Annotated in this window: 9 protein-coding genes; 7 read left to right on the plus strand and 2 right to left on the minus strand. The window is 71.8% G+C overall.

Annotation, left to right across the window (positions count from 1 at the left end; genetic code table 11):
* The first annotated feature begins 2 nt into the window (after window positions 1-2).
* From iolB to AB0B50_RS31870, 5 genes are all read left to right on the plus strand, one after another.
* Window positions 3-815 carry a 5-deoxy-glucuronate isomerase gene (iolB, locus tag AB0B50_RS31850; protein ID WP_362339257.1) on the plus strand — a complete coding sequence of 271 codons (813 nt, stop codon included), beginning with the start codon at window positions 3-5 and terminating at the stop codon, window positions 813-815.
* Entirely contained in the window at window positions 812-2,680 is a 1,869-nt protein-coding gene (iolD, locus tag AB0B50_RS31855; protein ID WP_362339258.1) for a 3D-(3,5/4)-trihydroxycyclohexane-1,2-dione acylhydrolase (decyclizing), read from the plus strand. The genes iolB and iolD overlap by 4 nt, the downstream gene beginning before the upstream one ends.
* A 17-nt stretch (window positions 2,681-2,697) precedes the next feature.
* Window positions 2,698-4,209, plus strand: a complete 1,512-nt coding sequence (gene mmsA / locus AB0B50_RS31860) for a CoA-acylating methylmalonate-semialdehyde dehydrogenase (RefSeq protein WP_362339259.1) — start codon at window positions 2,698-2,700, stop codon at window positions 4,207-4,209.
* A gap of 101 nt (window positions 4,210-4,310) precedes the next feature.
* A complete protein-coding gene (locus AB0B50_RS31865) occupies window positions 4,311-4,655 on the plus strand; it encodes a 5-carboxymethyl-2-hydroxymuconate delta isomerase (RefSeq protein ID WP_362339326.1) in 345 nt (114 codons plus the stop codon).
* A gap of 384 nt (window positions 4,656-5,039) precedes the next feature.
* Entirely contained in the window at window positions 5,040-6,485 is a 1,446-nt protein-coding gene (locus tag AB0B50_RS31870; RefSeq protein WP_362339260.1) for an APC family permease, read from the plus strand.
* 176 nt (window positions 6,486-6,661) lie between these two features.
* Here the strand turns inward: AB0B50_RS31870 and AB0B50_RS31875 are convergent, their stop codons facing one another.
* Window positions 6,662-7,885: a pyridoxal-phosphate dependent enzyme gene (locus AB0B50_RS31875; protein ID WP_362339261.1), complete on the minus strand. Its 1,224-nt coding sequence runs from the start codon at window positions 7,883-7,885 to the stop codon at window positions 6,662-6,664.
* Between the two features lie 15 nt (window positions 7,886-7,900).
* Window positions 7,901-8,356, minus strand: coding sequence for a GNAT family N-acetyltransferase (locus tag AB0B50_RS31880; RefSeq protein ID WP_362339262.1), 456 nt, complete (start codon window positions 8,354-8,356; stop codon window positions 7,901-7,903).
* A 110-nt stretch (window positions 8,357-8,466) separates the two neighbouring features.
* On the opposite strand from AB0B50_RS31880, the gene AB0B50_RS31885 reads away from it, so the two are divergent.
* Both AB0B50_RS31885 and AB0B50_RS31890 read left to right on the plus strand, forming a co-directional pair.
* Entirely contained in the window at window positions 8,467-11,124 is a 2,658-nt protein-coding gene (locus tag AB0B50_RS31885) for an alpha/beta fold hydrolase (protein ID WP_362339263.1), read from the plus strand.
* A complete protein-coding gene (locus tag AB0B50_RS31890) occupies window positions 11,121-11,984 on the plus strand; it encodes an ABC transporter permease (protein WP_362339264.1) in 864 nt (287 codons plus the stop codon). Before AB0B50_RS31885 ends, AB0B50_RS31890 begins: the two co-directional genes overlap by 4 nt.
* The last annotated feature ends 28 nt before the right edge of the window (window positions 11,985-12,012 follow it).

The following is a 12,012-nucleotide window of genomic DNA, read 5'->3' on the forward strand; positions in this document are numbered from 1 at the left end:
CCATGACGTACGTACCGAAAGGGAGTGCGGCCGAAGGGCCGTACGCCCTCGACATCGATCCGAAACGGGCCGGTTGGGACTACTCCCACCTGCGCGTCGTCGAGATCGAGCCGGGCGGACGGCACTCCTTCGCCACCGGAGAGAGTGAATGGATCGTGCTCCCGCTGACCGGCGGCTGTACGGTGCACACGGAAGGCGAGATCATCGAACTGCTGGGCAGGGAGAGCGTGTTCAGCGGAGTCACCGACTTCGCTTACGTTCCCCGGGATGCCCGGATCCAGATCGCCTCCGGCGCGGGAGGCCGCTTCGCCCTGGCAGGAGCGAAGTGCGAGCGTCGACTCCCCGCCCGCTACGGCTCCGCGCCGGAGGTCCCCGTCGAGAGCCGCGGCAGCGGCACCTGTGCCCGCGAGGTCCGGAACTTCGCGTCCGCCGACGCCTTCGACTGCGACCGGCTCATCGCGGTCGAGGTGATCACGCCGGGCGGCAACTGGTCCTCGTACCCGCCGCACAAGCACGATGAGCACCGCCCCGGCGTCGAGGCCGAGCTGGAGGAGATCTACTACTTCGAGATCGAGGCGACCGGTGGCCGCGACGGCCTCGGCTACCAGCGGGTCTTCCCGTCCCGCGCGGGCGGCACCGACGTCCTCGCCGAGGTGCGCACCGGGGACGCCGTCCTCGTGCCCGACGGCTGGCACGGGCCGTCGATCGCCCAGCCAGGCCACGCGATGTACTACCTGAATGTGATGGCGGGACCTGGTGAGGAGAGGGAGTGGCGGATCTGCTTCCACCCCGACCACACGGAGGGATATCGATGACCCGGCTCACCACGGCCCAGGCCCTTGTCCGGTTCCTGGCACGGCAGTTCACCGAGCGGGACGGCGAACGGCACCGGCTGATCGGCGCCACCTGGGGCATCTTCGGGCACGGCAACGTCGCGGGGATCGGACAGGCACTCGTGGAGTACGCCGACGACATGCCGTTCCACCAGGGCCGCAACGAACAGGCCATGGTGCACGCCGCGGTCGGGTACGCACGCCAGCGCGGCCGCCTGTCCACGCACGCCGTGACGACCTCCATCGGGCCCGGCGCCACCAACCTGGTCACCGGCGCCGCGCTCGCCACCGTCAACCGGCTGCCCGTCCTGCTGCTGCCCGGCGACACCTTCGCGACCCGGCCCGCCGACCCGGTCCTCCAGCAGCTCGAAGTCCCCGGTGCGGGCGACGTGTCGGTCAACGACTGCCTGCGCCCCGTCTCGCGGTACTTCGACCGCGTGGGTCGCCCCGAGGCGCTGATCCCCGCCGCGCTCGCCGCGATGCGGGTGCTCACCGACCCCGTCGAGACCGGCGCCGTCACGCTCGCCTTGCCGCAGGACGTGCAGACGGAGGCGTACGACTGGCCCGATGAGTTCTTCGCCGAGCGGGTGTGGACGGTGCGCCGCCCCGCGCCCGATCCGCGCGAACTGACCGCCGCCGCGAGCGCGGTGCGCGAGGCGCGGCGCCCCCTGATCGTCGCGGGCGGCGGCGTCCACCACAGCGCCGCCGAGGACGCGCTCAAGGCGCTCGCCGAGGCGACCGGCATCCCCGTCGCCTCCACCCAGGCGGGCAAGGGCTCCCTGCGCTTCGACCACCCGGCGGACGTCGGGGGCATCGGGCACACCGGGACGGCCACCGCCAACGAACTGGCCCGCACCGCCGACCTGGTGATCGGCGTCGGCACCCGGTACAGCGACTTCACCACGGCATCGGGCACGCTCTTCGAGGCGCCCGCCGTGCGCTTCCTCAACCTCAACATCGCCTCCTTCGACGGCCACAAGATGGCGGGCGCCACCCTGGTCGCCGACGCGCGTTCGGGCCTCGACGCGCTCACGGAAGCGCTGCGCGGCCACCGCGTCGAGCCCGCCTACGCCGTCGAGTACTCCGACGACAAGGAGCGCTGGGAGCAGCGCGTCGACGCCGCCTTCCAGGCGGACGAGCCGGACGTGCGCCCCACCCAGGCCCAGGTCCTCGGCATCCTGGACGAGTTGGTGACGGACGAGGACGTCGTGATCAACGCCGCGGGGTCGCTCCCCGGCGATCTGCACAAGCTCTGGCGGGCGCGGTCGCCGCGGCAGTACCACGTCGAGTACGGCTACTCCTGCATGGGATACGAGATTCCCGCGTCGATCGGTGTCGCGCTCGCCGCGCCGGAGCGGCCCGTGTGGGCGCTGGTCGGCGACGGCACGTATCTGATGAACCCGACGGAGATCGTCACGGCCGTCCAGGAGAACGTCCCGATCAAGGTCGTGATCCTGCAGAACCACGGGTACGCCTCCATCGGCGGCCTCTCGGCGTCCGTGGGCGGCGAGCGGTTCGGCACCGCCTACCGCTTCCGGGCGCCGGACGGGACGTACACGGGGGGCCCGCTGCCCGTCGACCTCGCCGCCAACGCCGCCTCGCTCGGGATGCGGGTGCTGCGTGCCAAGACCGTGCGCGACCTGCGCGAGGCGCTGCGCGAAGCGCGCGGCGCAGACCGTCCCACATGTGTCTATGTGGAGACGGAAACGGCAGACACAGTGTCGGGCCCGCCCCCGGCACAGGCGTGGTGGGATGTGCCCGTGGCCGAGACGGCGACCCGGGTGTCCGCGGTCAAGGCCAGGGAAGAGTACGACCGGCACGTCACTGCCCGACGCCGCCACCTGTGAGAGTAGGGATGCTTGTCATGACGAAGACCGTCAATCACTGGATCGGTGGAAAGCCCGTTGAAAGGGCTGCGGGCGCGTCCGGAACGTACGGCCCGGTCACCGATCCGGCGACCGGCGCCGTCACCACGCAGGTCGCCTTCGCATCCGTGGACGAGGTCGACGCGGCCGTCGCCTGCGCCCGCGAGGCCTTCGCGACCTGGGGCACCTCCTCGCTCGCCAAGCGCACCGCGATCCTCTTCAAGTTCCGCGCGCTGCTCGACGCCAACCGCGACGCCATCGCCGAGCTGATCGTCGCCGAGCACGGCAAGGTGCACTCGGACGCGCTCGGCGAGGTCGCCCGCGGCCTGGAGATCGTCGACCTGGCCTGCGGCATCACCGTGCAGCTGAAGGGCGAGCTGTCGACGGAGGTGGCGAGTCGCGTGGACGTGTCGTCCATCCGCCAGCCGCTGGGCGTCGTCGCCGGCATCACGCCGTTCAACTTCCCGGCCATGGTGCCGATGTGGATGTTCCCGCTGGCCATCGCGTGCGGCAACACCTTCGTGCTCAAGCCGAGCGAGAAGGACCCGTCCGCGTCGATGAAGATCGCGGAGCTCCTGAGCGAGGCCGGTCTGCCCGACGGCGTGTTCAACGTCGTGCACGGTGACAAGGTCGCCGTGGACCGCCTCCTCGAGCACCCGGACGTCTCGGCCGTCTCCTTCGTGGGCTCGACCCCGATCGCCCGCCACATCCACACCACCGCCTCCGCCAACGGCAAGCGCGTGCAGGCGCTCGGCGGCGCCAAGAACCACATGCTGGTCCTGCCGGACGCCGATCTGGACGCGGCCGCCGACGCCGCCGTCTCCGCTGCCTACGGCTCCGCGGGCGAGCGCTGCATGGCCATCTCCGCGGTCGTCGCGGTCGGTTCGGTCGCCGACGAGCTCGTCGCGAAGATCAAGGAGCGTGCCGAGAAGATCAAGATCGGTCCCGGCACCGACCCGACCTCCGAGATGGGCCCGCTCATCACGGCCGCCCACCGGGACAAGGTCGCCTCGTACGTCACGGGCGCCGCGGCCGAGGGCTGCGAGGTCGTCCTCGACGGCACCGGCTACACCGTGGAGGGCCACGAGGACGGCCACTGGATCGGCCTCTCGCTGCTCGACCGCGTCCCGACGACCGCCAAGGCCTACCAGGACGAGATCTTCGGCCCGGTCCTGTGCGTGCTGCGCGTGGACACGTACGAGGAGGGCGTGGCGCTCATGAACGCCTCGCCGTTCGGCAACGGCACCGCGATCTTCACCCGCGACGGCGGCGCGGCCCGCCGCTTCCAGCTGGAGATCGAGGCGGGCATGGTCGGCGTGAACGTCCCGATCCCGGTGCCGGTCGGGTACCACTCCTTCGGCGGCTGGAAGGACTCGCTCTTCGGCGACCACCACATCTACGGCAACGACGGCACGCACTTCTACACCCGCGGCAAGGTCGTCACCACGCGCTGGCCGGACCCGTCGGACGCGCCGGCCGGGGTGGACCTGGGCTTCCCGCGCAACCACTGAGGCACCCCCAGGGTCTGTGAGCCCCCGGCCTTCCTGGCCGGGGGCTTCTGCGTCGGCCCGTGGTTCTACGATGCGTGTGCACTACACGAGAGGCCGTGAGCATGCCGCACATCGACATCGACTACGCCGACACCCTGTCCGGCGTCCTGGATCTGCCCGCCCTGGTGGCGGAGCTGCATCCGCTGGTCGTGGAGCGGGTGGACTCGGTGGGGGTCGGCAAGACGTTCTGCCGCCCCGGTGCGGCCTTCGTGGACGGCAGGCCCGAGGCCCCCTTCGTGCATGTCACTGTGGGCCTGCTCGCGGGGCGCGTGAGCGGCGTGAAGGCGAGGCTCTCCGAGGACGTGCTCGCGCTGCTGGGCAAGCATCTGTCGGGCGTCGAAGGGGCGACGTACTCGGTGGAGGTACGGGATCTCGACGCGTCGTACAGGCTGCATCCGACGCACTGAGTCAGGTTTTCGTAACCGAGAGTGGAGCGGTGCCGTCCGGATTCCGGACGGCACCGTTTCTTTTTTGACGAGCCTTTTGCGGTTCCCGTGCACAGGGTGCAATTCGGGCACCGAAAGCTTCCGAGTCGGTATGCCTGCGAAGGCAAGGTCAATTGCGGCTTCGGGATGTTCATTGCCACCCCAGGGTGCAAACCCTTTGGAAAGCCAGGTGACTTGGGCGTGCGCGCACCTGCGGATTCCGTAGGCGAATGACCGTTGACGTGCTGGTTACCGCCGGGGTTGCATGACCCGCCGGGAGCCACAGAAAACGCAGCTCAACAGCCTTCGGAGGCGATAGCGCTCCCGCCGGAACTCTGCCGCACGAGTCGATCGGAACCGCGCTCCATGACCGATACGCTTCGCCCGCTCCAGTCACCCGAGACCGCGTCCCCGGCGTCCCCGGCGGTCCCGACGGACCCGGGCAGTCCCCAGAAGCTCAAGCGCTCCATCGGCGTCGTCGGCGGCACCCTCCTCACGCTGTCGTGCGTGACGCCCGCCTCCACGCTCTTCGTGGTCGTCCCCGACCTCTTCTCCTCGCTCGGCACCGCCACCGCGCTCACCATCGCCATCGGCTCGCTGCTCTGCGTGGGCGTCGCGTTCTGCTACTCCGAGCTCGGCACGCTCATCCCCAGCGCGGGCGGCGAGTACGCGATGGTGTCCACGATGGCGGGGCGCCTGGCCGGCTGGCTGGTCTTCGTCCTGTCGCTGCTGGTCGTGATGATCGTCCCGCCCGTGATCGCCATGGGCACGGCCGACTATCTGGCGCCCGTGATCCACCTCGACCCCTCCTACGCGGGCGCGGGCGTCATGATCCTCGCGACCCTCGCGGGCCTGCTCGACCTGCGGGCCAACGCGTGGATCACCGGCATCTTCCTGGTCCTCGAAGTCGTGGCGGCGGGTGTCGTGGCCGTCCTCGGCTTCACGCACGCCGAGCGGGGCGCGGGCAGCCTGGTGGACCTGACGGTGGCGTCGGGGTCCGGCTCGGGGGCCGGTGGCTCCGGCGGGGTCGACACCGTCACGGCCATGCTGATCGTCTCCGGTCTCGCCATCGCCCTCTTCGTCACGCAGGGCTTCTCCACGGCGGTCTACCTCTCCGAGGAGATGGAGAACCCGCGCCGCAACGTCGCGCGCACCGTCCTCGCCACCCTCGGCATCTCCTCCGTGATCATCCTGGTGCCGGTGGTCGCCATCACCATGGGCGCCGAGAGCCTGACGGCGCTGACCGAAGGCGACATCAGCGCGATGGTGACGGCCTGGTCCAGCTCGGCGGTCGGTACGTTCGTCAGCCTCTGCGTGGCCCTCGCGATCATCAACGCGGGCATCGTCATGGTCATCCAGAACTCCCGCGTCCTGTTCGCCTCCGCGCGGGACAGGGCGTGGCCCTCGCCGGTGAACAAGGCGCTGTCGAAGCTGGGCGCCTCCGGGGCGCCGTGGGTGGCGACGCTGCTGGTGGGCGTGCCGGGTGCGCTGCTGTGCTTCGTCAACCTGGACACGCTGTACGGGGTGACCGGGGTCTCCGTGACCGGCATGTACCTGCTGGTGGCCGTGGCCGCGCTGATGGCGCGGCGGGGGTCGCACGGGACGGGCACGGCCTGGCGGATGCCGCTGTGGCCTGCGGTGCCGGTGGTTCTGATCGCGGTGCTCGCGTACGTGCTGAGTCAGCAGGAGCTTTCGTACCTCGGGTGGACCGGGGGGATCGTGGCGGTGGCGACGCTGTACTGGGCGCTGTACCTGCGGCCGCGGCGGGATACGCGGTGGTTGGTGACGGTGCCGGAGGAGGGGCGGGGCTGAGGTTGTCCTGGGCTGAGGCCCAAGCGGTCTCTCTTCCCCAAGCCCGGCCCTTCCCGAAACCGGAGCTCCGCCCCGGGCCCCGCTCCTCGAACGCCGGAGGGGCTGATACTGCTCAGCCCGGGCCGAGATCATTCAGCCCGTCCGGCGCGTGAGGAAGGAACCGCCGGAGGCAGACCTCAGCCCCCGCCCGCCTCCACCCTCCGCTCCACCTCCGCCCAGTCCTCCGGATCCAGCCCCGCCGACCCCGAACTCGCCAGCAGGTCACGGTCCTTGAAACCGCTCGACGTGGAGACGCAGACCACCGGCCCCGAGCCGAGATCGAGCCCGGCGGCCTCCTGCTGCCGATACCCCGCAAGCCCCGCCGCGGCCGACACCTCCGCCCACATCCCACCCCGCGCCAACTCCGCCCGCGCCGCGGCCATCTCCCCGTCGGAGACCAGCAGGGCCCCACCCCCGCTCTCCCGCACGGCGACAACCCCGCGATACCCCCCGACCGATGAGCTGATCGCGTACGCCGCCGTCTCGCCGACAGGAACCCGCGTCGCGGGCACCCCGCCCCGCACCGCCGCCGCCAACGGCCCCCCGACCGCCGGCTCACAGCCGAAGACCCGCGGCACCCGATCGGTGACGCCGAGCGCGACCAGCTCCGCGAAGCCCTTCCAGACGCCGAAGAGCAGCTCTCCGTACCCCGTGGGCACGAACACCGCCGCCGGAACGCCGAGTTCCGCGTAGATCTCGTACGCGACGGTCTTGTAGCCCTCGGGCCCGAACCCGTGCCCGGTGTGCGTGGGCGTCACATTGCTGACGGGGTGGTAGCCGAACCGCTCCACGATCCGCCGCAGCAGCGGCCACCGCGCGTCCACCGGCACGGGCAGCACCACGGCCCCGTACGCCCGCAGGAACGCGTCGACCGCGGGCGGCGTGTCCGTCGAGGTCAGCACGGCGCACCGCAGCCCGGCCCGCGCCGCGTACGCCGCCGCGGACGCCCCGTGGTTGCCGGACGAGGCGACGACGATGCCCTCCGCGCCCGCGCCGACCGCCGCGCTCACCGTGACGCGGTTGATGCGGTCCTTGTGGCTCCACGTCGGGTTGCGGGACTCGTCCTTGATCCAGAGGCCGTCGCCGAACCGGACGAGGGGCGTGCCGCCCTCGCCGAGGCCCGGCGCGTGCAGCGGGGGCAGGAGCGGGGCCCACCGCTCGTGGCCCCGCGGCCGCCCCGGCGCGGTGGTGAAGAGGTCCGCGGGGACCTTGTCGTAGGCGTAGTCGACCTCGACCGGGTACGACACGGTCTCCGTACTGGTGACGGGGCAGCCGGCGGTGAGCGGCGGCCACAGGGGGAAGCGGACGGACGGGTCGCCGAGCGAGCGCTGGCCGGTGGCGAGGGAATCCCGGGATGTCATGGGTGAAGACTCTATTCACCCATGACCGGACGCGCTCCCGGAAGCGCCTTGCCCGAAGCTCCAGTTGATCGAAGCGAACTCCCCCTCGTCCTTCCCGCCCGCACTGCGATACGTCGCCGACGCCGCCTCGTTGTCCGTGTCGACGCCGACCCACATGCCGTAGCAGCCCCGTTCCCGCGCGAGCGCGGCCAGCGCGTGGACCAGGGCGCGGCCCGTGCCGCGGCGCCGATGGCCCTCCGCGACCCCGAGCTCGTACAGGAACATCTCCGCGCCCTTGTCGGGGTGGATCGTCTCGACGCCGCTGACGAAGCCGACGGGAGTGCCGTCGCCGTGTGGGTCGTCGTACGCGAGGAACAGGTGGTGACCGGGGGTCTCCAGGAAGCGCAGCGCCGCATCGGGGCGGACCGGGCCGTCGAAGAGGTGCTCGGCGGCGGTCAGCTCGGCCACGGTCGTCGCGGGTCTGATTTCCATGCCTACCACGATCGCGGTACGTGGAGCGCGGCGTCTACTCCCGGGGGAGGCAACGGGGTTCAGCCCGGCGGCTGCCCCGGTTGTCAGTCGGCGCCCGTACCTTTGACGGCATGGATCTACGACTGCCGGGGGCCAGGTCCCTCGTGCCGCGCGGGCCGCGCAGGCTGCTCGCCGCCGCGGCCGCCGTCGCGGTGCTCGCCGGTGTCGGCACGTGGACGGCGGTGGCCTCGGACGAAGGACCGGCCGTGCACCGCTCGGACCGCTTCGTCGCCACCGGCGGCGTGAAGATCGACACCTCGTACTTCACCGCGGGCGACACCTCCACCAAGCGCCCCGCCGTCCTCATCGGGCACGGCTTCGGCGGCAGCAAGAGCGATGTGCGCGAGCAGGCCGAGGATCTGGCGAGGGACGGGTATGCCGTCCTGACCTGGTCCGCGCGCGGCTTCGGGAAGTCCACGGGCAAGATCGGCCTCAACGACCCCGACACCGAGATCGCCGACGTCTCCAAGCTGATCGACTGGCTGGCCACCCGCCCCGAGGTGCGCCTCGACGCGGACGGCGACCCGCGCGTGGGCATCACCGGAGCGTCGTACGGGGGAGCGGCGTCCCTGCTCTCCGCCGGGTACGACGAGCGGGTGGACGCGATCGCCCCCCAGGTCACGTACTGGAACCTCGCGGACTCGCTGTTCCCCGACGGCGTCTTCAAGAAGCTCTGGACCGGGATCTTCGTCAACACCAGCGGCGGCTGCGACCAGTTCGAGAAGCGGCTGTGCGAGACGTACGAGCGCGTGGCGGTGGCCGGCAAGCCCGACGCGGCGGCGCGCAAGACGCTCGCCGAGCGCAGCCCCTCCGCCGTCGCCGACCGCATCAAGGTGCCCACCCTCATCACCCAGGGCCAGACCGACTCGCTCTTCCCGCTCGGCCAGGCCGACGCCATGGCCAAGGCGATCCGCGCCAACCACGCCCCCGTGTCCGTCGACTGGATCGCGGGCGGGCACGACGGCGGCGAGCGCGAGCAGGATCGCGTGGAGCGACGGGTCGGGGCATGGTTCGACCGCTACCTCAAGGATGAGAAGGGCGTCGACACGGGCCCGGCGTTCCGCGTCACGCGCACCGGAGGCATCGACTCCACCGACGGCGCCGCGCAGCTGCGGGGCGCGAGCGACGACCGCTATCCGGGTCTGGACAGCGGTCGGCGCGAGGTGCGGCTCGCCGGGCGCGAGCAGACCTTCGACAACCCCGCGGGCGCGAGCCCGCCCGCGATCTCCTCGCTCCCCGGCATCGGCGGCGGCTCGCTCTCCCGGCTGTCCTCGCTCGGCGTCGGTGTGTCCCTGGACTTCCCCGGGCAGTACGCACGCTTCGAGTCGAAGCCCCTCGACGGCGACCTGCGGATCACCGGCACACCGAAGGTGCGGGCCCATGTGAAGTCCTCCGGCGAGGACACCGTGCTCTTCGCCAAGGTGTACGACGTCGGTCCTGACGGCACCCAGCAGGTCCTGCCCTCCCAACTGGTCGCCCCGGTGCGGATCGAGGGAACCAAGGGCGGCAAGGACGTCGAGCTGACCCTGCCCGCCGTGGACTACGAAGTGCAGAAGGGCCACCGCCTCCGCCTCGTCCTCGCCTCGACCGACCTCGGGTACGCCTCACCGGCCGAGCCCGCCACGTACACCGTCTCCCTCAAGGGCGGCCTCACGGTGCCGACGGCGCCCGGCGTGGAGACCGCCGCCGCCCCGCTGCCCTCGTGGGTGTGGTGGCTGCCGGTCGCGGGTGCCGTGATCGCGCTGGGCCTGCTGGTCACCGCGCGCCGCAGGACGACCGCGCCCGCGCCCGACCCGGAGCTCGCCGAAGTGCCGCTCCAGATCACCGACTTGAGCAAGCGGTACGCAAGGTCCAGCGAACGGTACGCGGTCCGTGACGTCTCCTTCCGCGTCGAGAAGGGCCAGGTCCTCGGCCTCCTGGGGCCGAACGGCGCGGGCAAGACGACGACCCTGCGCATGCTCATGGGCCTGATCAGGCCCGACGCGGGCGAGATCCGCGTCTTCGGGCAGGCGATCAGGCCGGGGGCGCCCGTCCTCTCGCGGGTCGGCGCGTTCGTCGAGGGCGCCGGGTTCCTGCCCCACCTCTCGGGCCGCGAGAACCTGGAGCTGTATTGGAAGGCCACGGGCCGACCGGCCGAAGACGCCCATCTGGAGGAGGCGTTGGAGATCGCCGGCCTCGGCGACGCCCTGGCCCGCGCGGTACGCACCTACTCGCAGGGCATGCGGCAGCGCCTCGCCATCGCCCAGGCCATGCTCGGCCTGCCGGACCTGCTGATCCTGGACGAGCCGACGAACGGCCTCGACCCGCCGCAGATCCGCGAGATGCGCGAGGTCATGATCCGGTACGCGCGCGGCGGACGCACGGTCATCGTCTCCAGCCACCTCCTCGCCGAGGTCGAGCAGTCCTGCACGCACCTGGTCGTCATGGACCGTGGCCGGCTCGTCCAGGCGGGCCCGGTCGCCGAGATCGTCGGCTCCGGGGACACGCTCCTGGTGGGCCTCGCGTCCGACGTCCCGGACCCGCTGGTCGACAAGGTCGCGGCGCTGCCCGGGGTGGCCTCCGCCGTGCGCGTGGACGGCGGTCTCCTGGTGGTGCTCGACGGCACCGAGGGCGCGAGCGCCGCCCGGCTGCTTCCCGAACTGGTGCGCCTGGAAGTGCCCGTGGAGTCCATGGGCCCGCACCGCCGCCTCGAAGACGCGTTCCTGACCCTGATCGGAGGCAGCGCATGAGCGCCCCCACCCTGGAGCGCCCGACCGCGCCCGGCTACCGCGCGGGCCGCACCCTGCCGCTGCGGGTCGAGGCGGTCCGCCAGCTGAAGCGGCGCCGCACGCTGGTGATGGGCGGCATCATGGCGCTGCTGCCCGTCGTGCTCGTCATCGCGTTCGCCGTCGCGGGATCGCCGGGCGAGCGCAACGACGCGGTGACACTGATGGACACCGCCACCGCGTCCGGCACGAACTTCGCGGCGACGTGCCTGTTCGTGTCGGCGGGCTTCCTGCTCGTCATCCCCGTCGCGCTGTTCTGCGGGGACACCGTCGCCTCCGAGGCGAGCTGGTCGTCGCTGCGCTATCTGCTTGCCGCGCCCGTGCCGCGGGCCCGGCTGCTCTGGTCCAAGCTCGCCGTCGCGCTCGGCCTCAGCGCCGCGGCCATGCTGCTGCTTCCTCTGGTCGGCCTCGCGATCGGCACGCTGGCGTACGGCTGGGGGCCGCTGGAGATCCCCACCGGCGGCACACTCCCGGCGGGCACGGCAGCCCAGCGGCTCCTGATCGTCGTCGCGTACGTCTTCGTCTCCCAACTGGTCACCGCGGGCCTCGCGTTCTGGCTGTCGACGAAGACCGACGCCCCGCTCGGCGCGGTCGGCGGCGCGGTCGGCCTCACCATCGTGGGGAACGTCCTGGACGCGGTGACGGCGCTCGGCGGCTGGCGCGACTTCCTGCCCGCGCACTGGCAGTTCGCCTGGGCCGACGCCATCCAGCCGCGCCCCGAGTGGGGCGGCATGATCCAGGGCTGCGCGATCTCGGTGACGTACGCACTGGTGCTGTTCGCGCTGGCCTTCCGGGGGTTCGCGCGCAAGGACGTGGTGTCGTGACTTTGGGGGCGTGGTCCGTGAACCCGAG

This window comes from Streptomyces sp. NPDC041068 (assembly GCF_040647455.1).
Taxonomy (GTDB): Bacteria; Actinomycetota; Actinomycetes; order Streptomycetales; family Streptomycetaceae; genus Streptomyces.

Excerpts from the sequence above, each read along its gene's own strand:
- iolB (WP_362339257.1), top strand. The coding sequence starts at position 3 with ATGACGTACGTACCGAAAGGGAGTGCGGCCGAAGGGCCGTACGCCCTC.
- iolD (WP_362339258.1), top strand. The coding sequence starts at position 812 with ATGACCCGGCTCACCACGGCCCAGGCCCTTGTCCGGTTCCTGGCACGG.
- mmsA (WP_362339259.1), top strand. The coding sequence starts at position 2,698 with ATGACGAAGACCGTCAATCACTGGATCGGTGGAAAGCCCGTTGAAAGG.
- AB0B50_RS31865 (WP_362339326.1), top strand. The coding sequence starts at position 4,311 with ATGCCGCACATCGACATCGACTACGCCGACACCCTGTCCGGCGTCCTG.
- AB0B50_RS31870 (WP_362339260.1), top strand. The coding sequence starts at position 5,040 with ATGACCGATACGCTTCGCCCGCTCCAGTCACCCGAGACCGCGTCCCCG.
- AB0B50_RS31875 (WP_362339261.1), bottom strand. The coding sequence starts at position 7,885 with ATGACATCCCGGGATTCCCTCGCCACCGGCCAGCGCTCGCTCGGCGAC.
- AB0B50_RS31880 (WP_362339262.1), bottom strand. The coding sequence starts at position 8,356 with ATGGAAATCAGACCCGCGACGACCGTGGCCGAGCTGACCGCCGCCGAG.
- AB0B50_RS31885 (WP_362339263.1), top strand. The coding sequence starts at position 8,467 with ATGGATCTACGACTGCCGGGGGCCAGGTCCCTCGTGCCGCGCGGGCCG.
- AB0B50_RS31890 (WP_362339264.1), top strand. The coding sequence starts at position 11,121 with ATGAGCGCCCCCACCCTGGAGCGCCCGACCGCGCCCGGCTACCGCGCG.